This window comes from Sandarakinorhabdus sp., assembly GCF_987265915.1.
This window is the reverse complement of sequence record NZ_OZ503948.1, coordinates 334,097-355,911: the sequence shown is the minus strand read 5'-3', so window position 1 is coordinate 355,911 and position 21,815 is coordinate 334,097. Positions and strand designations below refer to the sequence as shown.

Below are 21,815 nucleotides of genomic sequence, written 5' to 3'. Positions count from 1 at the left end.
TGGGGCCTCAGGGTCACATTCCGGGAGGCAAACCATGGCCACGTTGCCAAATGTGATTCTGTGCGCAGTGTCGATCGCGCTGCTGGCATCCAGCGCATTGGCGGCGCCGCCGCCGATCAGCCTTTTTGGCCAGTTGCCCACCTTCGGTACCATCGAATTGTCGCCCGATGGCACCAAATGGGCCGCGGTGATGGGGGACGATAAATCCGCCCAGGTCCAGGTGCGCAGCCTTGCGGATAACAAGCTGCTGTCGGTCACGCCGGCGGAAAAGGCCAAGGTTCGCGATGTCACTTGGGTGGGCAATGATCATGTGGTCACCACCATTTCCACCACGACCGATGTGATCGGGCTGCAGGGGCCAAAGCGCGAATGGTTAATGCTGCTCGCGCTCGATCTGGCCAAAGGCAAGAATTGGCGACCGCTTTTGGGCGACATCCCCAAAGCCATGAATGTTGCAGCGGGGGCGCCGCGGCCGGTCATTCGCGATGGCCAACCCATGCTGGTGGTGCCGATCGTGCATTTTCCGTCCACCACCGGTGTGTTGGCCCTGGCCGAAGTCAGGCTGGGCCGGGTGGGCGGCACGATCATCGAATCCGGCACGCCCGAAACGCGCGGTTTCGTCATTGGCCCCGATGGCAAGGCGGTGGCGCGGGGCGATTATGGTGACCGTTCTGGCGAATGGCGCCTGCTGCTGAACGGCAAGGACGGTTTCCGCAAGATCTACAGCGAAACGGCGCTGCTCGATCAACCCGGCATCACCAGCTTCGGCCGGGATGCGGGCACCATGGTGCTGACCAGCCGCAAGAGCGGCGAATGGCAGGATTATGAAGTGAAGGTCGCCGATGGCACCATCTCCGGCCCGACCAGTGCCTATGATGGCGATAAGGTGCTGATCGACCGCCGCACCAAAACGGCGATCGGAAGCATCGATGTGAAACTGGATCGCACCGATTACACGTTCTTTGCGCCCGCCGATCAGGCGTTGTGGCGCGGCATCGTGAAGGCCTTTCCCGGCGAGCAGGTGCAGCTGGAAAGCTGGAGCGATGACCGCAAGACGATCATTGTCGAAGTCACCGGCCCGACCAACGGCGTGTCGTTGTTCCGCGTGGATCGCAACAAGGGTGCAGTGGAATATATGGCCGATCGCTATGCCGGCATCGGCCCGGAACTTCTCGGCCCGGTGACCACGCACCGCTACAAGGCCGCCGATGGGCTGGAAATTCCGGCCTACCTCACCCTGCCGCGCGGCAGGACTGCGAAGAATCTGCCGCTGGTCGTGCTGCCCCATGGCGGTCCTGAATCACGCGATGATCCTGGCTTCAACTGGTGGGCGCAGGCGCTGGCGAGCCGGGGCTATGCCGTGCTGCAACCGCAGTTCCGCGGCTCGACCGGCTTTGGCGATGCGCACCGCACTGTGGGTTATGGCCAGTGGGGCCGCAAGATGCAGACCGATCTGTCGGATGGCGTGCGCGATCTGGTGGCCAAGGGCATTGCCGATCCCAAACGTGTGTGCATCGCCGGTGCGTCCTATGGCGGTTATGCGGCGATGGCCGGTGTCACGCTCGATCCCGGCGTCTATCGCTGTGCTTCTGCCGTGGCCGGGGTGTCCGATCTGCGCGGCTTGCTGGCCTATGAAGCACGCAGATCCGGCGGCAGCCGCAATGCGCTGATGCGTTATGTGGAACGCTTCATGGGCGCCAAGGACGCCAACGACACCAGCATCGACGCTTTTTCCCCCGCTCGCCTTGCAGACCGGGTGACGGTGCCGCTGCAATTGATCCATGGCAAGGACGACACGGTCGTGCCGATCGCGCAGAGCAAGCTGATGCTCGACGCGATGAAGAAAGCCGGCAAGCCGGTGGAGTGGCTGGAACTGGCGAGCGAAGACCATTGGCTGTCCCGCCCCGCCACCCGCATCGCCATGCTGGAAGCGCAGGTGGCGTTCCTGGAGAAGCACAACCCGCCCGATCCGGCACCCTGACAGGCGGCGCTCGGCCTGTCCTACATGCAGCGATGCTGGCATGATGGCGCTGTCTGGTGGTTTTGACGCCGGCTTTTTCGCTTTCACCCAACGATTTCAACGCTGAAACCCACCGGATTCGTCCAAACCGTCAAAACCGGACAGCGGTTGCCGCGATCCGGATGCTCTTTCTCACCGATGGATTCACCTTGGCGGCCGGCATGCGGCGCCCGCGCTGTGGCGTTTTGCCGGCGCCCGCGCTAAACCGCGCCGCATCATGACAGCGCCGCTCACTTTCGCTCTTCCCAAGGGCCGTATCCTCAAGGAGGCGCTGCCGCTGCTCGCCCGCATCGGCATCGTGCCGGAAGCCGATTTTCATGATGACAACAGCCGCAAGCTGACCTTTGCCACCTCCCGCGGTGATGTGCAGGTGATCCGGGTGCGCAGTTTCGATGTGGCGACCTTCGTGGCGTTCGGCGCGGCGCAATTGGGCATCGCCGGCAATGATGTGCTGATGGAGTTTGATTTTTCGGAAATTTACGCCCCGGTCGATCTGGGCATCGGCCATTGCCGGCTTTCGGTGGCGCAGCCGGCCGATCTCGATCCCGATCTGTCGCGCCTGTCCCATGTGCGGGTGGCAACCAAATATCCCGGTCTCACGCGGCGGCATTTCGCAGCGCGCGGCATCCAGGCCGAAGTGATCAAGCTGAACGGCGCGATGGAGCTGGCGCCGCTGGTCGGCCTGTCGAGCCGCATCGTCGATCTGGTCTCCACCGGCAAGACGCTGGCGGAAAACGGCCTGAAGGAAGTGGAAGTGATCGCCGCCGTCACCAGCCGGCTGATCGCCAACCGCGCCGCCTTCAAGACCGATCCGCGCATTGTCCCCATAATCGATGCCATGCGCGCGCTGACCGAGACAACCCCAAGGACTGGCGATGCCGCAGCGGCTTGAGGCGGGCGCGCCCGGTTTTGCCGCGGCGTTTGCCGCGCTGGTCGATGCCAAGCGTGACGATGCCGCCGATGTCTCCGCGGTGGTCGCCGGCATCATCGCCGATGTGCGCGCGCGCGGTGATACGGCGGTGGCGGAACTGACCGCGAAGTTCGACCGCGTCGATCTGGATGCCGCCGGCTGGGAATTTGGTGCGGGCGATCTTGATGCGGCGCTTGCCGGGCTGGCCCCGGATTTGCGCACGGCGCTCGATCTGGCGGCGACGCGCATCCGCGATTTCCATGAGCGCCAGAAACCGGTTGGCAATGATGCCGTGGATGCCGCCGGAGTGCGGACGGGCGTGCGCTGGACGCCGGTGGATGCCGCCGGCCTCTATGTGCCGGGCGGGCGCGCCGCCTATCCGTCGTCCGTGTTGATGAACGCCATTCCGGCCGTGGTGGCCGGCGTGCGCGATCTGGTGATGGTGACGCCGACGCCGCGCAGCGCAGAAAATCCCGATGGCGTGATCAACCCGCTGGTGCTGGCCGCGGCGCGGGTGGCCGGCGTGTCGCGGGTGTTCCGCATCGGCGGCGCGCAGGCCATTGCGGCGCTGGCCCATGGCACTGCGCATATCCCGCGGGTTGATGTGATCACCGGGCCGGGCAATGCCTTTGTGGCAGAGGCCAAGCGCCAGCTTTATGGCGTTGTCGGCATCGACATGGTGGCCGGGCCATCGGAAGTGGTGATCGTCTCCGACGGCAAATCCAACCCCGAATGGATTGCCGCCGATCTGCTGGCACAGGCCGAACATGATCCGGTGGCGCAATCGATCCTGATCACCACCAGCGCAACCGAAGCCGATGCGGTAGAAGCAGCGGTGGCGCGGCAGCTGGAAACCCTGCCCACCGCGGCGGTGGCGGGCGCGTCGTGGGGGGATTATGGCGCGATCATCGTAGTGGATGCATTGGCCGATGCGCTGCCGATGTTGGATGCGCTGGCGCCGGAGCATGCGGAATTGATGGTGGATGATCCTGAGTGGCTGTTTGCGCGGATGCGGCACGCCGGATCGGTGTTCCTGGGGCGGCATACGCCGGAGGCGGCGGGCGATTATCTCGCCGGGCCGAACCATGTGCTGCCCACCGGGCGCCGCGCGCGCTTTGCTTCGGGCCTCAGCGTGGCGGATTTCATGAAGCGCACGACCTTCCTGGATTGCGGCCCGCGCGGCCTGGCAGCGATCGGCCCGGCCGGCGCGGCGATTGCCGATGTGGAAGGGCTGGCGGCGCATGCAGCATCGATCCGGCTGCGATTGGAGAGACCATGACACCCAAGACACTGCGCACCATCCGCCAGGTTCACCTTTATATTGCGGTGTTTTTTGCCCCCGCGATCCTGTTCTTCGCCATCTCCGGCGGGTTGCAGGCCTTCCGCCTGCAACAGGCCAGCGGCTGGGACGGCGCCGAGCCGCCGGCGTGGATGGCGGCGATGGGCAGTGTCCACATCGATCAACGCCTGCCGGAAGCAGAGGCGGAGAAAAAGCCGGAAGCCGCCAAGCCGAAGCCGCCGGTGGACCCGGCCAAGCTGGCAGAGCGCAAGGCGAAGGCGGCCAAGGCCCTGCCGATGAAGATCTTCACCGCGGCGCTGGGGCTGGCGCTGGCGCTTTCGACCTTGCTGGGCGCGGCCATTGCGATCGGCACCAAATCGACGCGCCGGATTTCGCTGATCATGCTGGCGGCGGGCGCCTTGGTGCCGATCGTGCTGCTGATTTAGTCCGCGTACACCGCCCGCTCGAACGCCGACAGCGCGGCCAGCGCGGCGGGATCGCCAAAGGGCATGAACTGCATCATCAGCACGCCGGCAATGTCGCGCACCGGATCGAACCAGTAATAGCTGTTGGCGATGCCGGCCCAGGCGCAGGAACCGGCGGTGCGGCCGTCGCTGGTGGTTTCCGGGTTGATCAGGAAGCCCAGGCCCCATTTGGCGGTCATTTCGGGGAACCATTCCATGGTGCTCGACATGCCGGGAACGGTCGTTTCCAGCACACCGGCACGAAGATCGCCGATCTGGTTGCGGGTCATTTCCGCGACGGTTTCGGGGAGCAGAATCTGTTCGCCATCGAGGCTGCCGCCATTCAGCAGCATCCGCACAAAGCGCATATAATCCTGTGCCGTACTGGTGAGGCCGCCACCGCCGGAATCATACTCGCCGCCGCCATTGAAGCTGATCGGCAGCGGCATCAGGGCGCCGTCGGGGCTGCGGACCTGCAGCGGTACCAGCCGTTCGCCGACGGTTTGCGGCGCGAAGAAGCCGGTTTCGGCCATGCCCAGCGGGCCGGTGACATGATCCTGGAACCACGACGCCAGTGATTGCCCCGATGCCGCCTCCACCGCCAGCCCCACCCAATCGGTGCTGGCGCCATAGAGCCAGGCCTCGCCGGGATCGGCCAGCAACGGCGTGACCAGCGCCGCGCGGCTGAACGGCACGGCCGGCACCGCGGCGCGATAGCGGACGAGTTCGGCGGCCATGAACTCATAACCCAGGCCGGAGGTGTGGGTGAGCAGGTGGCGCAGCGTGACGGCCTGCTTGGGCACCCGATATTGCGGGGTGCCATCATCGCCAAAGCCGGTCAGCACCTGGGCTTGTGCCAGATCGGGCAGCAACGCCCCCAGCGGGGCATCCAGCGCCAGCTTGCCGCGTTCGACCAGCTGCATTGCGGCAACCGACGTGATCGCCTTGGTCATCGAGGCAATCTGGAACTGGGCATCGATCGGCATCGCGGCGCCGCCGGGGGATTTCAGCCCGACTGCGGCCTCGGCCATGGTGCCGGCGCGATTGCCGACCATGGCCACCGCGCCGGGGATGTTCCCGGCGGCGAGCGCGGTTTCAAGTGCAGTGATGATGCGGTCGCGCATTTGGTTTCTCCCTTGTGCCGACAGCTTAGGCTGGACGCCCACCCCCGGCCCCTCCCGCAAGCGGGAGGGCACGTCAATCGTTGGCTCGCATCCTCAAGTGGAAGCGAGTCCTCAATGCCGGAAGTGGCGCATGCCGGTGAACAGCATCGCCAGCCCACGTTCGTCGGCGGCGGCAATCACATCCTTGTCGCGGATCGATCCGCCCGGCTGGATGATGGCGGTGGCGCCCGCATCCGCCGCGGCGATCAGGCCATCGGCGAAGGGGAAGAAGGCGTCGGATGCCACGCACGAACCGATGGTGCGGGGCTGCGGCCAGCCGGCGGTTTCGGCGGCATCGATGGCCTTGCGCGCGGCGATGCGGGTCGAATCGAGCCGGCTCATCTGCCCAGCGCCGATGCCTGCCGTCGCGCCACCATTGGCATAGACGATGGCGTTGGATTTCACATGGCGCGCCACGGTCCAGGCGAACAGCAGATCGGCCCATTCGGCTTCGGTCGGCGCGCGGCGGGTCACCACCTGCACGGCATCGCGCTCCACCGCGCCATTGTCGCGGCTCTGCACCAGCATGCCGCCTGAAATGGGCCGCAACATCAGGCCGGGCCGGCGCGGATCGGGCAGATCGGCGATCAGCAGGCGCAGATTCTTCTTTGTGGCAAACACCGCCCGCGCGGCGTCGTCGGCGCCCGGCGCGATCACCACTTCGGTGAAGATCTGGGTGATCGCCTCCGCCGTCGGGCCATCGAGCGGCTGGTTGACCGCGATGATCCCGCCGAACGCCGAGACCGGATCGCAATCAAACGCCTTGCCATAGGCTTCGGCCAGGGTGGCGCCGGTGGCGACGCCGCAGGGGTTGGCGTGCTTGATGATCGCGCAGGCCGGGCCGCTGCCACGCCATTCGGCAATCAGATCGAGCGCGCCATCGGCATCGTTCAGATTGTTGTAGCTCAGTTCCTTGCCTTGCAGCTGCGTGGCGGCGGCCAACCCGCGTGCGCCGGTTTGCGGCAGATAAAGCGCGGCCTGCTGGTGCGGGTTTTCGCCATAACGCAGCGTCTCCTTGCGGGTCAGCGCGATGGGCAGCACGGCGGGGAATTGCTCGCCCTGGTCGGCAAAGGCAAACCAGCTGGCGACTGCCGCATCATAGGCCGCGGTGTGCGCGAAGGCGGCGGCCGCCAATTTCCGGCGCAACGCCAGCGGAGTGGCGCCGTCATGCGCGTCCAGCGCGGCGATCAGGTCGTCATATTGATCGGGGCTGGTCAGGATCGCGACATATTCGTGGTTCTTCGCCGATGATCGCACCATCGCCGGCCCGCCGATGTCGATATTCTCGATGATGTCCGCCCGGGGTGCGCCCTTGGCCACCGTGGCAGCGAAGGGATAGAGATTGATCACCGCCAGATCGATGGCGCCGATGCCGTGCGCCTGCATCGCCGCGACATGCGCCGGATCATCGCGCAGCGCCAGCAGGCCGCCGTGCACGCGCGGGTGCAGCGTTTTCACGCGGCCGTCCATCATTTCCGGGCTGCCGGTCAGCTCCGCCACATCGAGCACATGATGCCCCAGCGCGCGCAACGCCGCCGCGGTGCCGCCGGTCGAAACCAGCTCAACCCCGCGCGCCACCAGCGCGGCAGCCAATGGCTCCAGCCCGGTCTTGTCGGATACGGAAAGCAGGGCGCGGCGGATGGGGACAAGATCGGTCATGGGGGGAGCGCCTAGACGATTTGGGCCACCCTTGTCAGCTATTTCCCGGCGCGCTTGAAACCCCAATGCAGATCGGCCGCCAGTTTTTCGGTACGGCCCGACACCACCAGTTGCTGGGTGCGGTGCACGGTGCCATCGCCGTCCACCCAGATCGAAGGCTCGATGGCGAGGCCCGCCGCGCCGTCCTCGCGCCGCACCTTGAACGCCCAGATGCGCCCGGCCGGGGTTTTCAGCAGCGCACCCAGCCCATCTGCGGTGGGCGTGGCCGACACGCCTGGCCCCAGATGGAAACGCAGATCGAAGTCGCGGTCGTTGGGCCGCCGCAGCCGGCGCGATGGGCCGACTTCGATCAGATCCTCGCCAGCCAGTTCGGTGCCATCCACGGTGAGCAACAAGCGCCGCCGCACGATCACGCCATAGCGCCGGGCATAACCATCATGGCTGGCATCGAGATACTGGCCGCCCTCCGCCGTGCGCAGCGCCAGCGTCACCTCCTCCACCCCGGCGCCCAACGTGCCATCGGCACGGATGCGCGTGCTGTTGGTGTCAGCGATCACCAGCGTGCTGTGCGCCGCCGTGGTGCACAGGCCGGCAACCAGCGCCGGGGCCAGGGGCGCGGCGCTGCTGCGCCCCAAGCCGATGGCGCCGCCGCAATTGGTGATCAGCCGTTCGGCGCCGTCGCTCATTTCAAACGCCAACGTGCCGGCATGGCCATGGTTTGACAGGCGCGCCGATGGCGGCGGCCCGGCATCGACCACCACCACCGATCGCCCGGCCGACAGCCGGTGAAAGCCGCTCCAGCGCCCGCCGCGCCGCAGCTCGGTGCCGGTGGCGGCACGGCGCGCCACCCGATCCAGCGCATCGGCATTGATCACCGCGCCGCCATGCCAAGCCCCGACCTGGCCATCGCCCAGCATCAGGCCGCGCAACGCCGGCACCAGCCGCGCCAGCGTATCGGCAAAGATCGGCGGTGCGCGGTTGCCCACCGCTTCGGGCGCTGCGGCGGCGAACAGCAGCAGATCGGCCAGCGCCAGCGCATCCACCGGTGTGCGGCTGGCGATGCCGCCATCGGGCAACACCAGCGCTGGCAACAGCGTTTCCAGGCCGGCCAGCGCCAGTTCGGCGCGCACCTGCCCGCCGGGGATCAAGGTGCCGGCTGCATAGAGCCCGCACAGCGCAGTCACGCGGCCCAGCCCTTCCGGCAGGCGGCGCGCGGCGCGATCGAGATGCCGCGCCCAGGTGGCAATCGCCGACAGCAGCGCCGATCGGTAAATCTGGTTCGATGATGACAGGATCAGTGGCGCATGGCCCAGCGCCATCAGCAGACGCATGCCGGCCAGATCGGCGCGCCAGGCCGCCGCGTCATATTCGGCAAATTCATCCAGCCAGCGTTGCGCCAGCGCTTCGGCGGCCTGGGCGGCGGCCCTCTTGTCCGGCTGGATCGCCAGGTCGCGCAGCCATTGCCAGCCATGTGCCCAGTCCTGCCACGCGGCCGGTGCGTCGGCCGCACCAAAGCGGAGGTCGCGGATCATGGCGGTGTGGCCGGCATGGATCAGCCGCCCGGCCAATATACGCTCCCCGATGTGCGGATCGCCCGGTATGGGATCGGTCGCTACGCCGAGCAATTTCAAGGGGAAGCGCCCGCGCAGCCGCAAACTGTGCAGCGGTGTCGCATAAAGCCGGCTGCGCAATCCGGCCGACACACGTTCGGTCAAAGACAGGCCGCGGTCCCCCCCGGTGCGGCGCAAGCTGGCGTCTTCGTCCTCTGGTAGCGCCGGCGGCTTGGCCATCAGATACCGCTGCCCTTCAGTGCAGCAATGTTGGCGGCATAATGGGCGGCGCCGCCCTTGAAGCTGGCGGTGCCGGCCACCAGCACATCAGCCCCGGCGGCGATCACGGTGGCGGCGTTGCCCGCGTCCACCCCGCCATCGACCTCCAGATTTATGGTGCGGCCGCTGTCGTCGATCATGCGGCGCAGGCGTTCGATCTTTTTCAGCTGGCTGGTGATGAAGCCCTGGCCGCCGAAACCTGGGTTGACGCTCATCACCAGGATCAGATCGATATCGCCCAGCACATCCTCGATCAGGCTGACCGGGCTGGCGGGATTCAGAGAGACGCCGGCCTGCTTGCCGAGCGATTTGATGCGCTGGACGGTGCGGTGGAGGTGCGGCCCGGCTTCGGGGTGCACGGTCAGGATGTCGGCCCCGGCGTCGGCAAAGGCTTCGAGATAGGGATCAGCCGGGCTGATCATCAGATGCACATCGAACGGCAGGCTGGAATGTGGACGCAGCGCCTTCACCACCATCGGGCCGATGGTCAGATTGGGCACGAAATGCCCGTCCATCACATCGACATGGATCCAGTCTGCTCCGGCGGCGCTGATGGCGCGCACCTCCTCACCCAGCCGGGCGAAATCGGCGGAGAGGATGGACGGTGCGATACGAACGGGGCCTTGCATGGTGATGATTTAGCAGGGGGTGCGCACGCCTGAAAGCATGGCCACAAAAGAAAAGGGCGCGCTCCACGGCGGGAGCGCGCCCTTCTGTGATCGGGGACAGGATCAGGCGGCGATGGCGGCGCGGCGGCGACGCTGGGCCGCACCGATCAGCCCGAAGCCGGTGATGAGCAGCGCCCAGCCGGCTGGTTCGGGGATGGTGCTGGGGGTGCCAGAGATGGTGAAATTCAAGCCGACCGAGTCATTGTTGACGAGGCCGTCATTATCAAAAATGAAGCCAACTTGCTCACCAGCATTGAGCGTTCCGCCGTCTGCAAAGTTGATGGTCAAATTGCCGCTGCTCAACGTGCCCAAGCTGTTGACCTGGGGCGTGCCGCCGTTGATGAAAAAGGACACGCCCACACCTGATGGCGTGGTATCTTGCACATTGAAGCTGGCGATGGCCGAATAGGTACCAGTGAACGGTGCTGTAAAGACCACATACACTGATTCATTGCCGGTCACACCAGGGTGCAGCAGCAGGCGATCGTCGGGTACGTTGACAGTACCATATTGGAACGATGTCACGGTTGACTTGGTGACGCCCGGAACAGTTCCGGCGTTCAACCGCAGGCAGATCGAGCCGGAAATGAAACAGCTGCTATTGGAATTGAACCGGGCAAAATTACCGCTGGTGTCCCCATAACCATAAGAGAAATTGCCCCAATCTTGCGTGCCGTCGAAGTAGGTGAACGCGTCAAACGTCACGGCAGCCGCCGGGGCGGCGATGATCGCAGCAGCAATGGCAACCGGGAGGGCGATGGCGGACCGCAACGTCATGGACGATTCCTTGCAAGCAATGCTCTAACGATCGGCAAACCTGCAAGAAATATGCCGATTATAGAAAACAAAGGCTTGCAGAGTATTATACCGTGAGAGTGTAAATAACACTTTACACTTATGCTGCGATTGCATGCCTACGACTGTTCGGACTTTCGGGCAGCGGTGCGCACGACGTCGGCCGCTTCGAGCACAGCCCAAGCCGCCTGCACCGCCCGAAACCGCTCGGCGGCCTCTGCGCCGGGGCCGGCGACATCGGGATGGCTGGCCTTGGCGGCAGCACGCCAGGCGGCCTTGATGGCCGGCATGTCGGCATCGGCATCCAGCCCCAGCAGCTTCAGCGCATCCAGTTCGGCGCGGCTGCGGCTACCGTCGCCCTCAACGCCCCATTCCCAATGATTGGCACGGGTGTAGCGGCGCTGGCCGGATTCGGATTTGGCGCGGGCTTCAGCTTCCTCGGCGGTCAGGCCGCGGAAATAATCCCAGCCGGCATTATACTCGGCCGCATGGTCCTGGCAGAACCACCAGCGTTCCGGGCTGTTGGGGGCCTTGGGGGCGGGGCGGTCGCCGACATTGCTGCAGCCGTCGCGGTCGCACAGGCGCACATTGGCAGCGGCGCGCTCGCTGCCATAATCCCGCCAGCGCGGGAAACCCCAATCATCAGTGCGTCGCTGGCGTGCCACGGCGGCTCTCCCTCTCAGGCTCGTTCTACGTCATTGAGCGGCCCCATGCGAGTCTGGACGGCCGTGTCGCTTGCTGCCATTGCCATTGGCGGATGTTTCAACTTCTGGCCACGCGGCGCTTTGGCCCCCTGTTTGCCGTTCAGTTTCTGGGCGCCTTCAACGACAATCTGTTCCGCACGGCGGTGGTGTTCATCATCGCCTTCGATGTGGCGGCAGCCGATCCGGCCCGTGCCGCCATGCTGGCCTCGGTAGCGGCCGGGCTGTTCATCCTGCCGTTTTTCCTGTTTTCCGGCATTGCCGGTTCGGTGGCCGATCGTCGCGACAAGGGCGATGTCGCCCGGTTGGTGAAATTGCTGGAAATCTTTTTCATGGCGCTGGGCTGGGTGGCGCTGGCGCTGGGCTCGCTGGAACTGGCGCTGGCCGTGGTGTTTCTGATGGGCTGCCATTCGACGCTGTTCGGTCCGGTGAAATATGCCATCCTGCCACAGCATCTGAAGCCGCAGGAACTGGTGGCCGGCACCGGCCTGGTGGAAGCGGCGACCTTCGTGGCAATCCTGCTTGGTCAGGTGGCCGGTGGCCTGCTGGCCACTGCCGCGGTGGGGCCGGTGGCCTGTGCGCTGGCGGTGATCGGCTGGCTGGCAGCGCGTGCCATTCCGCCGGCACCGCCGGAAGGGGATCAACAGGACGAAGGGACAATCAACTGGAACCCCATCTCCAGTGGGCGCGCCGCGCTGGCCGGGGCCTTTGCAAATCGCGCGCTGTGGCGGGCGACGCTGGCGATCAGTTGGTTCTGGGCGCTGGGCGCGATCTACACCAGCCAGTTCGTGCCGCTGGCTCGCAACAGCATGGGCGGCGATGAGGCGGTGGCGACATTGTTCCTCGGTGCCTTTTCGGTTGGCATTGCCGCCGGGTCGGTGCTGGTCGGGCGCTGGCTGAAGGGGCGGATTTCGACGCGCCTGTGCGCGCCGGCCGGGCTGGTAATGGCGCTGGCCGGTATCGATCTGTGGTTCGCGGTGGCCGGCGTCGGGGCGGCGCCCAAGGGCATGGCGGCGTTCTTCGCCCTGGCGGCCAGTTGGCGGGTGCTCGCCGTTCTGGTGGTGATGGCGGTGGCTGGCGGGGTGTTTTCGGTGCCGCTCTATGCCGTGTTGCAAACCGCGGGCGCTGCCGGCAGCCGGGCGAGCAGCATCGCGGCCAACAATATCATCAACAGCCTGTTCCAGGTGGCAGCGGTGCTGGGCGCCGGCGCGGCGGTGGGGGCCGGGCTGGGGGTGTCGCTGGTGCTGATGCTGGCCGGGATTACGGTGCTGCCGCTGTTGCCGGCGCTGCGCCAGCTGGATCGGGCATAGCGGCAATCCATTGGCGGATCAGCGCGATGCCTTGCGCATGCGCCACGGTTCGGCCGAATTGCGGCATCATCACGCCGGGTTCCGATGATGTCATGCGGTGCAGCAGAATCGACTGATCGGGCTGGCCAGGCACGATCGAAAATTCCCGCCCGCCCGATCCGCGCCCGGCGGCCACCGGGCGTTTCCAGATGCCCAGATGCGCCGGGGTCTGCTCATCGGGATTGAGATACAGCCCGCTGTTGGAGGCAAAGCCGGCGCGGTCGTGGCAATGGCCGCAATTGACCGCGAGATAGGCACGCGCCCGCGCCGCCAGGGGCTCGGCCGTATCATCCCAGCGCGCCAGGCGCGGTATGCCGGTTGCAGGCAATCCGGCCAGCCGGCCCGTCGCCGCCCAGGCCATCAGCTGGTTCGGGCCATCCCCGTGCAGGCTGCCGTTCAGATTGCCGGCGGTCGGCCCGATCGGCTTGACGGCCTCGCCGGCCTGGTGGCATTGTTTGCATTGGTTCTGGTTGGGCACCGCATAATCGATGGTCTGCGCTTGCCCGGCGGCGTTGATGATGTTGACCGCTATGCGCTTGCCGGCGCGCTTCAGCACGGCGTCGCCGCCTTCCTGCACATAGGACAGCGCCGTCCACCCGGCCGGGCGGTGGATCAGCAGGCGGGTTTCCACATTGGTCAGATTCCGGGCCGGCTGGCGCGCATCGGCGGCAAAGGCAAAGCGCTTGATCAGCACCGTGCCCACCGGAAACGCCAGCGCGCCACGTGGGCGATAGTCCGCCTTCGTTCCTGGCGGCAGCCAGACGTAACGGAACTTCTCCGCGCCATCGGAAAACAGCGGCGTGTTGAGCGTATAGGCCTGCACCCCCGGCGCGGGCAGGCCACTGGCATCGAACAGGCCATAATCGGCCAGCCGGGGTGCATCGCTGCCCAGCAACAGATCGACTTTCACGACCGGTGCCGGTGCTGCGCCCAGCAGCAAAAGCGCCGCGACCGCCCGCCTCATCGGCTGCGCGCTTCCAGTGCGGCCGGCAGGGTGATGGCCGCGCGGGTGCTGATCGCGATCACGTTCGGCAGTGGCGCCGGCCGGGCCTGTGTGGCCGGCGTGCCCTGCAGGCCCAGACCCAGCGTGATGCCCGGCGCATCGCTGCTGATGCCGCCACTCGCCGTGCGCTCGCCGCCACCGCCCGGCACGGCATAGCGGGAGACGCCATCCCACATTACCGGCGGCACCGTGCCGCCCAGCGCCGCGGCGATTTCCTTGCCGCCCTTGAAAGCCGGGGCGGTGCCGTTGCCACTGAACTTGTTGTTCACCACCCGCACATTGCGCGGCAACGGGTTGTAGGCCTTGTCGGTAAAGGCCTGGGTATAGGCGACGATCATCACGCCATTGCCGTGATTGCCGGTGATGTCGTTGCCCGTCACTTCCACATTGTCGTTGGCCATCACCATGATGCCGGTGCCCGATGGCACGCCAGCGACGATATTGCCCGGTGCGGCGAAGTTCACATGGTTGTTGGCCAGCACCTGGTTGTTCACCAGCCGCACGTTGCGGCCGCCCTGTTGCGGCAGATCGGGCAGATCGAACACCAATATGCCGCCGGCATTGTTGGTGGCGACATTGTCCACCACATCGGCGTCATAACTGTTCTCGATCTCGATGCCGGCGACATTCTGTTCGGCGCGGCTGTTGCGCACGATGATGTTGACGGATTGACCGACATAGATGCCGGCGTCCGATGCGCCCTTCACCACGCTGCGATCGATCAGCACATTCTTCGAACTGACCGGATAAAGGCCATAGGCGCCGTTGGTGGATTTGGGCCCGCCGGTCCATTCCACCCGCAATCCCACCAGCGCGATGCCATCCGATCCCTTGGATTTGATGCCGTTGCCGGCGGCATTTTCAATGCCCAGATCGCGCACCACCACATTGTCCGACGTGATCAGCAGGCCTTCGCCTTCGCCCTTCTGCATGGTGAAATCCAATATGGTCGCGCCCGGCCCGTCGCCCTTCACCGTCACGCCATCGACATCAAGCGACAGGCCATCGGCCAGGGCATAGCGGCCGGCGGCGATATGCACCGTGTCGCCCGGTTGTGCCTCGATCAACGCGGTCTGCAATTTTTCATGGGGCTGGCCGCCCGGCCCGACATGGATGGTCTTGGCACCAGCAGCAGAGGCCAGCAAAGCGACAAGACACAGAGCGATGCGCATGGGACGTAATCCTTGCCTGAAATGAACGGCCAGTGTCTGCGCGAAATCGTCGCGGCTCAAGCCCTCAAAAGCGCCCGCCTGTGCTTGGACGGTATGTCGTCAACGCCCATTCATGGCCATGTCCCATCGGCTTTGTTAACGTGATCCCATGCATGCCCCCGTTCCCGCCCTGCAGATTCGTGGCCTGATAAAGGCCTTTGGTGGCCAAACGGCCGTCGATGGCCTCGATCTGACGGTGCCGGCCGGGCAGATCTATGCGCTGCTGGGCCACAATGGCGCCGGCAAGACGACGACGCTGCGCATGGTCACCGGCATGGCCCGGCCGGACGCCGGGGCGATCAGCCTGTTCGGCATCGATGCGCTGGCCGACCCGATTGCGGCCAAGCAGATCACCGCCTGGCTGCCCGATGAGCCCTTGCTCTATGACAAGCTGACCCCGGCGGAATATCTCGCCTTCATCGCCGGCCTGTGGCGGGTGCCGCCGGCCCATGCCCAGCCGCGCGCCGCCGCCTTGCTCCAGCAACTCGGGCTGTGGGACAAGCGCGACATCCGCTGCGAGGGCTTTTCGCGCGGCATGAAGCAGAAGTTGGCGCTGGCCGGCGCGCTGATCCACGAACCGCGGCTGCTGATCCTCGATGAACCGCTCACCGGGCTGGATGCGGCAGCGGCGCGGCTGGTGAAGGATCTGCTGCTGGCGCGCGTTGCCGCCGGCGCCACGGTGATCATGACGACGCACATCCTCGAAGTCGCCGAGCGCATGGCGCAGCGGATCGGCATCATCCGCAGCGGGCGGCTGGTGGCGGAAGGCTCGATGGCCGAGTTGGCCGTGGGCCGCGCCGCCGGCACCACGCTGGAAGACGTGTTCCTTGAACTGGCCGCTGCATGACCGCGATGCTGGTGCCAGCAAGCCTGGCCCAAGGGAGTCTGGCTTGGCTGATCTGGAACGACATCCGCATCAAGGCGCGCGGCCGCGAAGGCCGCATGGGGCGCTTCATCGCCATCGGCGTGCTGGCGCTGTTGCCGGTGGTCGGCGGCGCGCTGGCGGCCTGGCATGTGCGCGCCGCGCCGATGATCCCGCCGGCGGCATTGGGCCAGGTGTCTGCCGCGCTCGCCGGGCTGTTGCTTGTGATGATCAGCTCGGCCTTTGCGCACGTGCTGCGGCTGGGCCTTGATCGCGGCGAGTTGGAACTGTTGCTGACCGCGCCGATCCCGGCTTCCCGCGTGATTGCGGCGCGCATTTCGGGTGTGCAGGCGGTGGTGGCGCTGCCGTTCCTGCTGCTCACCCTGCCGTTCTTCGTTCTCTCGGCGTTGTTCGGCCATGGTGGGTGGCTGGCCGGGCCGATTGTGGTCGCAAGCGTCGCGGTGATCGCCACTGCCATCGCGTTGGTGCTGGCAACGGCGCTCGAACGCCTGCTCGGCCCGGCGCGCGCCAAGACGGCGACGCAACTGGCCGGCGTATTGCTGGCCGGCGGCGTGTTCGCGCTGGGGCAGACGCCGAATTTTGCGCCGGCCTGGTTCGAGGCGCAGATGCGCGCGCTCGATGCCGTGCCGCCGGCCCCGCTGGATTGGCCAGCGCGGGCGTTGCTGGGTGATCCGGGTCCACTGCTGGCCGTGCTGGCGCTGGCAGCCGTGGCCGCGCTTGTATCGGCGCGCTTTGCCGCCACACGCATCGAGGCGGCGCCGGCTGGCCCGCCGGTGGAGAAGCCCACCCGTGCGGCCTATTTTGGCGGCAGCCCGTTCAGCGTGATGTTCGGCAAGGAAATGAAGCTGCTGGGCCGCGATCCCGAACTCATCTCGCAAATCGGCCAGCAACTGGTGTTCATGGTGCCGGTGCTGGCGCTGATCTTCACCGATGGCCAGATCACGCCGGTGCGCATGGCCACGGCCGGGGTGTTTCTGGGCGGGGCGCTGGCCTCCTCGCTCGCCTGGCTGGTGATTTCGGCCGAAGACGCCCCCGATCTGATCGCCGCAGCGCCGGTGCCGGCCGGCCAGGTGCTGCGCGCCAAGCTGGCCGCCGCGCTGTCGCCGCCGATGCTGCTGGTGCTGGCGCTGGCGGTGGTGGTGGCAACTCGCGACGCCCATGCGGCCTGGCTGATGCTGCCAATGGCGGCGCTGGCCGGGCTGGCTGCAGCCATGATGCAGTTATGGACGCGCGCGCTCGCCAAGCGCAGCGCCTTTCGCCAGCGCTATAAATCCTCGCTGCTCACCGCCTTGGGCGAATTCCTCCTGCTCGGCTGCTTTGCTGCCAGCACGCGGTTGCTGCTGATGCCAAGCGGGTGGGGGCTGGTGCCGCTGCTGATCGTCGGGTTGCTGATCGGCGGCGTCTGGCTGTTCAGGCCCCGGCCTCAGATCTGAGCCCGGCGGCGACGCGCGCGCGGGCTTCGATTGCCACCCAATCCGTCTCACCGCGGGCGGCGATCCAGCTGCCGCCCACGCAGGCCACCATCGGTTCGGCCAGCCAATCGGGCGCAGTGGCGGCGGTGATGCCGCCGGTGGGGCAAAATCTTACCTTCCCGAATGGCGCGGCCAACGCCCGCAGGGTCGGCAGGCCGCCAGCCGCTGTTGCGGGGAAGAATTTCAGCCGGGAAAACCCCATTTCGATGGCGCCCAGCACTTCGCCGGCGGTTGCCACGCCGGGCAGGAACGGCAGGCCGGCGGCCAGGGCCGCTTCGCCCAGCTTTGGCGTCAGCCCCGGCGAGACGATGAAGCGCGCGCCGGCCGACGTTGCGGCGGCCAGATCGTCCGGGCTGAGCACGCTGCCGGCCCCGACAATGGCGCCGGGCACCTTGGCCATTTCGGCCATCACCGCCAGCGCCGCCGGCGTGCGCAAGGTCACTTCCAGCACGGGTAGCCCGCCGGCAACCAAGGCCTGCGCCAGCGGCCGGGCGTGGGCCGGATCATCGACGACCAGCACCGGGATCACCGGCGCAATCGCCAACAGCGCATCGATATCGGTCATCACGAACTCCTGTGGCGGGCAAAGGCGGTGGCGGCGCCCAGCAGGCCCGGCTGTGGGTGATTGATCAATTTCACCGGCAGCCCGCGCAGCAACGCTTCGAAGCGGCCCTTTGCCACGAAGCGTTCGGCAAAGGCCGATTGCGGCAGCACGCCCGCCAGCCGTGCGCCCAGCCCGCCGGCGATCACTACGCCGCCGGCCCCATGCGCCAACGCCATATCACCGGCAAAGCTGCCGAGCGCCATGCAGAAGCGCGCCAGCGCCGCCACGGCCTGCGCATCCGTGCCGCCCAGCGCCTGCTGCCACAGCGCCGTGTCGTCTGGCGGGGCCGCGCCCGCCGTCATCGCCGCATGGATCGCCGCAAGGCCCGGCCCCGAAACGACGCGTTCGGTGGAAACCCGCCCGAAGCGGCGGCGCAGATGCGCCAATATCACATCATCAATGGCATCGACCGGGGCAAAATCACCATGACTGGCTTCGGTTGCCAGCACCGTGCCGTTGCCCGGCAGCAGCATGGCCACGCCCAGCCCGGTGCCGGGCCCGATCACCGAAATCACGCCGCTGCCGGGCAACGGCACATCCGGCCCGCACACATGCTGGAACTGGTCCGGCCCGCACGCACCCACGGCATGCGCCACCGCCTCGAAATCATTGATTAGGATATGCGAATCGAGCCCGAGATCGGCCGCGACCGCTGCCGGACGGATCACCCAGGGATTGTTGGTGAGCTTCAGCGTGTCGCCTGCCACCGGGCAGGCCACGGCGATGGCGGCGGCTCGCGGCAATGGCCGGCCTATCAAGCTGCCGAACTTGGCCCAGGCCTCGGCCAGGCTGGCATGATCTGCGCAGCGCAGCACCACCGGTTCATCCAGTGCGATTTGCCCGGCATCGATGCGCGCCAGGGCAAAGCGCGCATGCGTGCCGCCGATGTCGGCAGCGACCAGCTCAGTCATGCCAGCTGACGCCATCGCGTTCGGTCAGCGCGATCGCAGCCGATGGTCCCCAGGTGCCGGCGGCATAGGGCTTCGCCGCCATGCCCGTGCTGGCCCAACCGGCGCGGATGGCATCGATCCATTGCCACTGCGCCTCCACCTCATCGCGGCGCACGAACAGGGTCTGCCGGCCTTCGACCAGATCGAGCAGCAGCCGTTCATAGGCGATGCGGCGGCGCACATCGGCAAAGGCGCCCGGCAGGCCGATGTTGAGCGGCACCTCGCGCAGCTTCAGCCCGTCGCGGTCCAGCCCCGGCAGCTTGGCCATCATCATCAGGCCGACATTCTCATCGGGCTGGATCGAGATGATCAGCTTGTTGGGCTGCAACCCCGCGCTGCCGAAGATCGAATGTGGCACAGCGCGGAACTGCACGATGATCTCGCTCACCCGTTCCGGCATGCGCTTGCCGGTACGCAGATAGAAGGGCACGCCTTTCCAGCGCCAGTTGTCGACATGGGCTTTCAGGGCCACGAACGTCTCGGTGTTGGACGCGCGGCCGAGCTCATCCAGATAGCCGGGCACCGGCTGGCCATTGATGTCCCCGGCCGCATATTGCCCGCGCACGCTGTGGCTTTCGACATCGGCCGCAAGGATCGGCCGCAACGATCGCAGCACCTTCACCTTTTCATCGCGCACATCGGTGGGGTTCAACCGTGCCGGCGGCTCCATCGCCACCAGCGCCAGCAGTTGCAGCATGTGGTTTTGCAGCATGTCGCGCAGCGCGCCCATGCCGTCATAATAATCGCCGCGCTTTTCCAGCCCGACCGTTTCGCCCACGCTGATCTGCACCGATGAAATGCCGGCCGCATTCCACAACGGCTCGAACAAGATGTTGCCAAAGCGCAGCGCCAGCAGATTCTGGACGGTTTCCTTGCCGAGATAATGATCGATGCGGAAAATCCGGCTTTCGGGATAGGCGCTGGCCACGGCGTCGTTGATGGCGCAGCTGCTGGCCAGATCATGTCCCAGCGGCTTTTCCAGCGCGAGACGGGCACCTTCCGCGGCCAGCCCGGCCCCCGCCAGGCCGGCGATGGTCGGGCCGAACAGGCTGGGTGCGGTGGACAGGAAGATGGCCAGCCGCGCCGGATCGCCAACCTCGGCGGCCAGCGCCGAAAAGCCTTCTGGCTGGTTCGCGTCGAGCGAAACATACCTCAGCCGATCGAGGAAGGCGGCGACGGCGGCGGCGGGGCGGCGATCGGCTTCGATGCCCTGCTCCAGCGCTGCGGCGGCCAGGCTGCGGAATTCCGCCACATCCAGCGCCGATCGTGCCGTGCCGATGATGCGCAGATCAGGATGCAGCAGGCCATCGGCCGCCAGCCCGAACAACGACGGGATCAACATCCGCCGCGAAAGATCGCCAGTGGCACCAAACAACAGCAGGGAGGTGGCGATCGCGTTCATCGCTGACCTTGAACAGGAAAGCCCGCGCTTGGGCAAGCCGGCATCAACCGACCGCCGCCGCCGCCTCATGCCCCTTGAGCGGCCGCCGCGCCAGCCAGGCAAAGCGACCCCACAACAACACGGCCGACATGGTGCTGGCCAGGATAATCGCCCAGATCAGCCCATCAACGCCGCCGCCTTGATGCACGCCCAGCCACCAGGCCAACGGCATCATCACCACCACATACGACACAAGATGCGTCGCGGTGGGCGCCACGATGTCCGATCGGGCGCGCAGCGATTGCGCCGCCACGACCTGCAAGCCATCGGCCACGAAGAACAGGCTGGACAGGATCATGGCGCTGGCGATGCCGGCGATGACCACGGCATCCTGTGAATAGGCCGCGGCAATGGCCTGCGGGAACAGCCACACCCCCACCGACACCGCAAGCAACACGGCCATGGTGAAGCCAAATCCCTGCCCGGCGCTGCGCAGCATCCCGGCCGAATCGCGTGCGCCATAGGCACGGCCGACCAGCACGCTGGTCGCCACGCTCAAGCCCAGCGGCACCATGAACACGATGGCGGCCACATTGATCACCACCCCCCACACCGCCACCGCGGTCACGCTGATCCAGCCGGCGAACACTGCCATCGCCGAAAACGCCAAGCTTTCGATGAAATAGCTGCCGGCCGCGCCATAGCCGACCCGCCGCATGTCGCGCGCGGCCTTTGCGTCGCGCGGCGCTGGCGACAGCACGCCCAATTCGCGCGCCCGCCGCCAGCCCAGGATGATCCACGCCAGCACGATCAGCAGAAATACTCGGCTGGCGAAGGTTGCCCAGCCGCTGGCCACCGCACCATGCACGCCGAGCAGATTGCCGCCCGGCACCAACCACAGATTGACCACCAGATTGACGATGTTTGCTGCCCACATCGCCAGCATGCCTGGCACGGCGCGGCCATGCGCTTCCAGCCAGAACAGGCCGGCATCGGCAATGATGATGGGGATCAAGGATATCGCCTGCACCTGCAGCACCGGGGTGGCGCCATCCGCCAGCCCCGCCGCCAACCCGAAGCCATGCAGCATCGGCCCGCCGGAGAGGGCCAGGAACAGCGCCGCCGCCAGCGCGATCCAGCCGGCATAGACCAGCCCGCGCCGCAGAATCGCACCGGTATCGGCCTCGCGGCCTTCGCCGATGGCCTGGCTGGTCATCACCTGCACCCCCGACATCAGGCCCAAAGCCGTGGTTAGCACCACGCCCGTCACCGCCCAGGCCATGGTGTGATAGCCCAGCTCTGCCGAGCTGTAGCGGCCGACCACCAGCGTATCGACCAGCCCCATCGCCATGATGCCCAGGCGCGACGCGACCACCGGCGCCGCCAGCCTCAGCAGCGTGCCAGGGCCATTGCCGGCATCAGCAGGTGATGCCGAAGGTGATTCGGGGGCGGTCCCCGCAGACATGGTTTTGCG

At 66.7% G+C, this 21,815-nt stretch carries 20 protein-coding genes; 8 read left to right on the top strand and 12 right to left on the bottom strand.

Going from position 1 to position 21,815, the window contains the following annotated elements:
- The first annotated feature begins 34 nt into the window (after positions 1–34).
- From AC6UUM_RS01675 to AC6UUM_RS01655, 5 genes are read left to right on the top strand one after another with little or no spacing between them, the layout of a single operon-like run.
- Entirely contained in the window at positions 35–1,981 is a 1,947-nt protein-coding gene (locus AC6UUM_RS01675; protein WP_500803620.1) for an alpha/beta hydrolase family protein, read from the top strand.
- Positions 1,982–2,037: 56 nt separating this feature from the next.
- Positions 2,038–2,241, top strand: coding sequence for a hypothetical protein (locus AC6UUM_RS01670; protein ID WP_500803619.1), 204 nt, complete (start codon positions 2,038–2,040; stop codon positions 2,239–2,241).
- Positions 2,238–2,912, top strand: coding sequence for an ATP phosphoribosyltransferase (gene hisG, locus AC6UUM_RS01665; RefSeq protein WP_500803618.1), 675 nt, complete (start codon positions 2,238–2,240; stop codon positions 2,910–2,912). The genes AC6UUM_RS01670 and hisG overlap by 4 nt, the downstream gene beginning before the upstream one ends.
- Complete coding sequence (hisD, locus tag AC6UUM_RS01660) at positions 2,896–4,209, top strand: histidinol dehydrogenase (RefSeq protein WP_500803617.1); 1,314 nt, start codon at positions 2,896–2,898, stop codon at positions 4,207–4,209. The genes hisG and hisD overlap by 17 nt, the downstream gene beginning before the upstream one ends.
- Positions 4,206–4,655: a hypothetical protein gene (locus AC6UUM_RS01655; RefSeq protein ID WP_500803616.1), complete on the top strand. Its 450-nt coding sequence runs from the start codon at positions 4,206–4,208 to the stop codon at positions 4,653–4,655. Before hisD ends, AC6UUM_RS01655 begins: the two co-directional genes overlap by 4 nt.
- On the opposite strand, the gene AC6UUM_RS01650 is transcribed toward AC6UUM_RS01655, so the two are convergent.
- From AC6UUM_RS01650 to AC6UUM_RS01625, 6 genes are all read right to left on the bottom strand, one after another.
- The gene (locus AC6UUM_RS01650) at positions 4,652–5,797 is read right to left on the bottom strand and encodes a serine hydrolase domain-containing protein (RefSeq protein ID WP_500803615.1); all 1,146 of its coding nucleotides are present in this window, start codon (positions 5,795–5,797) and stop codon (positions 4,652–4,654) included. The two genes, AC6UUM_RS01655 and AC6UUM_RS01650, sit on opposite strands and share 4 nt — an antisense overlap.
- A gap of 111 nt (positions 5,798–5,908) precedes the next feature.
- The gene (gene purH, locus AC6UUM_RS01645) at positions 5,909–7,495 is read right to left on the bottom strand and encodes a bifunctional phosphoribosylaminoimidazolecarboxamide formyltransferase/IMP cyclohydrolase (RefSeq protein WP_500803614.1); all 1,587 of its coding nucleotides are present in this window, start codon (positions 7,493–7,495) and stop codon (positions 5,909–5,911) included.
- Between the two features lie 38 nt (positions 7,496–7,533).
- The gene (locus tag AC6UUM_RS01640; RefSeq protein WP_500803613.1) at positions 7,534–9,285 is read right to left on the bottom strand and encodes a heparinase II/III family protein; all 1,752 of its coding nucleotides are present in this window, start codon (positions 9,283–9,285) and stop codon (positions 7,534–7,536) included.
- On the bottom strand, positions 9,285–9,953 hold the full coding sequence (gene rpe / locus AC6UUM_RS01635; protein WP_500803612.1) for a ribulose-phosphate 3-epimerase: 669 nt from the start codon (positions 9,951–9,953) through the stop codon (positions 9,285–9,287). Before rpe ends, AC6UUM_RS01640 begins: the two co-directional genes overlap by 1 nt.
- A gap of 102 nt (positions 9,954–10,055) precedes the next feature.
- Positions 10,056–10,769 (bottom strand): PEPxxWA-CTERM sorting domain-containing protein, encoded by a 714-nt coding sequence (locus AC6UUM_RS01630; RefSeq protein WP_500803611.1) that lies wholly within the window; start codon positions 10,767–10,769, stop codon positions 10,056–10,058.
- A gap of 137 nt (positions 10,770–10,906) precedes the next feature.
- Positions 10,907–11,452 (bottom strand): DnaJ domain-containing protein, encoded by a 546-nt coding sequence (locus tag AC6UUM_RS01625; protein WP_500803610.1) that lies wholly within the window; start codon positions 11,450–11,452, stop codon positions 10,907–10,909.
- Positions 11,453–11,544: 92 nt separating this feature from the next.
- Between AC6UUM_RS01625 and AC6UUM_RS01620 the strand changes: the two genes are divergently transcribed.
- Positions 11,545–12,798 (top strand): MFS transporter, encoded by a 1,254-nt coding sequence (locus AC6UUM_RS01620; RefSeq protein WP_500803609.1) that lies wholly within the window; start codon positions 11,545–11,547, stop codon positions 12,796–12,798.
- Here the strand turns inward: AC6UUM_RS01620 and AC6UUM_RS01615 are convergent.
- Together AC6UUM_RS01615 and AC6UUM_RS01610 are read right to left on the bottom strand one after the other, a co-directional pair.
- Entirely contained in the window at positions 12,749–13,801 is a 1,053-nt protein-coding gene (locus AC6UUM_RS01615) for an SO2930 family diheme c-type cytochrome (protein WP_500803608.1), read from the bottom strand. The genes AC6UUM_RS01620 and AC6UUM_RS01615 overlap by 50 nt on opposite strands.
- Entirely contained in the window at positions 13,798–15,012 is a 1,215-nt protein-coding gene (locus AC6UUM_RS01610) for a parallel beta-helix domain-containing protein (RefSeq protein ID WP_500803607.1), read from the bottom strand. Before AC6UUM_RS01610 ends, AC6UUM_RS01615 begins: the two co-directional genes overlap by 4 nt.
- 148 nt (positions 15,013–15,160) lie before the next feature.
- Here AC6UUM_RS01610 and AC6UUM_RS01605 point away from each other — a divergent pair, with 148 nt between their 5' ends.
- On the top strand, positions 15,161–15,898 hold the full coding sequence (locus AC6UUM_RS01605) for an ABC transporter ATP-binding protein (protein WP_500803606.1): 738 nt from the start codon (positions 15,161–15,163) through the stop codon (positions 15,896–15,898).
- A complete protein-coding gene (locus AC6UUM_RS01600) occupies positions 15,895–17,367 on the top strand; it encodes a hypothetical protein (RefSeq protein ID WP_500803605.1) in 1,473 nt (490 codons plus the stop codon). The genes AC6UUM_RS01605 and AC6UUM_RS01600 overlap by 4 nt, the downstream gene beginning before the upstream one ends.
- Here AC6UUM_RS01600 and eda read toward each other — a convergent pair.
- From eda to AC6UUM_RS01580, 4 genes are read right to left on the bottom strand one after another with little or no spacing between them, the layout of a single operon-like run.
- The gene (eda, locus tag AC6UUM_RS01595) at positions 17,345–17,971 is read right to left on the bottom strand and encodes a bifunctional 4-hydroxy-2-oxoglutarate aldolase/2-dehydro-3-deoxy-phosphogluconate aldolase (RefSeq protein ID WP_500803604.1); all 627 of its coding nucleotides are present in this window, start codon (positions 17,969–17,971) and stop codon (positions 17,345–17,347) included. The genes AC6UUM_RS01600 and eda overlap by 23 nt on opposite strands.
- A complete protein-coding gene (locus AC6UUM_RS01590) occupies positions 17,971–18,921 on the bottom strand; it encodes a glucokinase (RefSeq protein ID WP_500803603.1) in 951 nt (316 codons plus the stop codon). Before AC6UUM_RS01590 ends, eda begins: the two co-directional genes overlap by 1 nt.
- Entirely contained in the window at positions 18,914–20,362 is a 1,449-nt protein-coding gene (gene zwf / locus AC6UUM_RS01585; RefSeq protein WP_500803602.1) for a glucose-6-phosphate dehydrogenase, read from the bottom strand. Before zwf ends, AC6UUM_RS01590 begins: the two co-directional genes overlap by 8 nt.
- Positions 20,363–20,405: 43 nt before the next feature.
- The gene (locus AC6UUM_RS01580; RefSeq protein ID WP_500803601.1) at positions 20,406–21,806 is read right to left on the bottom strand and encodes an MATE family efflux transporter; all 1,401 of its coding nucleotides are present in this window, start codon (positions 21,804–21,806) and stop codon (positions 20,406–20,408) included.
- Positions 21,807–21,815: the final 9 nt, after the last annotated feature.

Excerpts from the sequence above, each read along its gene's own strand:
- AC6UUM_RS01605 (WP_500803606.1), top strand. The coding sequence starts at position 15,161 with ATGCATGCCCCCGTTCCCGCCCTGCAGATTCGTGGCCTGATAAAGGCC.
- AC6UUM_RS01640 (WP_500803613.1), bottom strand. The coding sequence starts at position 9,285 with ATGGCCAAGCCGCCGGCGCTACCAGAGGACGAAGACGCCAGCTTGCGC.
- eda (WP_500803604.1), bottom strand. The coding sequence starts at position 17,971 with ATGACCGATATCGATGCGCTGTTGGCGATTGCGCCGGTGATCCCGGTG.
- AC6UUM_RS01615 (WP_500803608.1), bottom strand. The coding sequence starts at position 13,801 with ATGAGGCGGGCGGTCGCGGCGCTTTTGCTGCTGGGCGCAGCACCGGCA.
- AC6UUM_RS01650 (WP_500803615.1), bottom strand. The coding sequence starts at position 5,797 with ATGCGCGACCGCATCATCACTGCACTTGAAACCGCGCTCGCCGCCGGG.
- AC6UUM_RS01630 (WP_500803611.1), bottom strand. The coding sequence starts at position 10,769 with ATGACGTTGCGGTCCGCCATCGCCCTCCCGGTTGCCATTGCTGCTGCG.
- AC6UUM_RS01655 (WP_500803616.1), top strand. The coding sequence starts at position 4,206 with ATGACACCCAAGACACTGCGCACCATCCGCCAGGTTCACCTTTATATT.
- AC6UUM_RS01600 (WP_500803605.1), top strand. The coding sequence starts at position 15,895 with ATGACCGCGATGCTGGTGCCAGCAAGCCTGGCCCAAGGGAGTCTGGCT.
- hisG (WP_500803618.1), top strand. The coding sequence starts at position 2,238 with ATGACAGCGCCGCTCACTTTCGCTCTTCCCAAGGGCCGTATCCTCAAG.
- rpe (WP_500803612.1), bottom strand. The coding sequence starts at position 9,953 with ATGCAAGGCCCCGTTCGTATCGCACCGTCCATCCTCTCCGCCGATTTC.
- AC6UUM_RS01590 (WP_500803603.1), bottom strand. The coding sequence starts at position 18,921 with ATGACTGAGCTGGTCGCTGCCGACATCGGCGGCACGCATGCGCGCTTT.
- AC6UUM_RS01610 (WP_500803607.1), bottom strand. The coding sequence starts at position 15,012 with ATGCGCATCGCTCTGTGTCTTGTCGCTTTGCTGGCCTCTGCTGCTGGT.
- AC6UUM_RS01675 (WP_500803620.1), top strand. The coding sequence starts at position 35 with ATGGCCACGTTGCCAAATGTGATTCTGTGCGCAGTGTCGATCGCGCTG.
- zwf (WP_500803602.1), bottom strand. The coding sequence starts at position 20,362 with ATGAACGCGATCGCCACCTCCCTGCTGTTGTTTGGTGCCACTGGCGAT.
- purH (WP_500803614.1), bottom strand. The coding sequence starts at position 7,495 with ATGACCGATCTTGTCCCCATCCGCCGCGCCCTGCTTTCCGTATCCGAC.
- hisD (WP_500803617.1), top strand. The coding sequence starts at position 2,896 with ATGCCGCAGCGGCTTGAGGCGGGCGCGCCCGGTTTTGCCGCGGCGTTT.
- AC6UUM_RS01580 (WP_500803601.1), bottom strand. The coding sequence starts at position 21,806 with ATGTCTGCGGGGACCGCCCCCGAATCACCTTCGGCATCACCTGCTGAT.
- AC6UUM_RS01620 (WP_500803609.1), top strand. The coding sequence starts at position 11,545 with ATGTTTCAACTTCTGGCCACGCGGCGCTTTGGCCCCCTGTTTGCCGTT.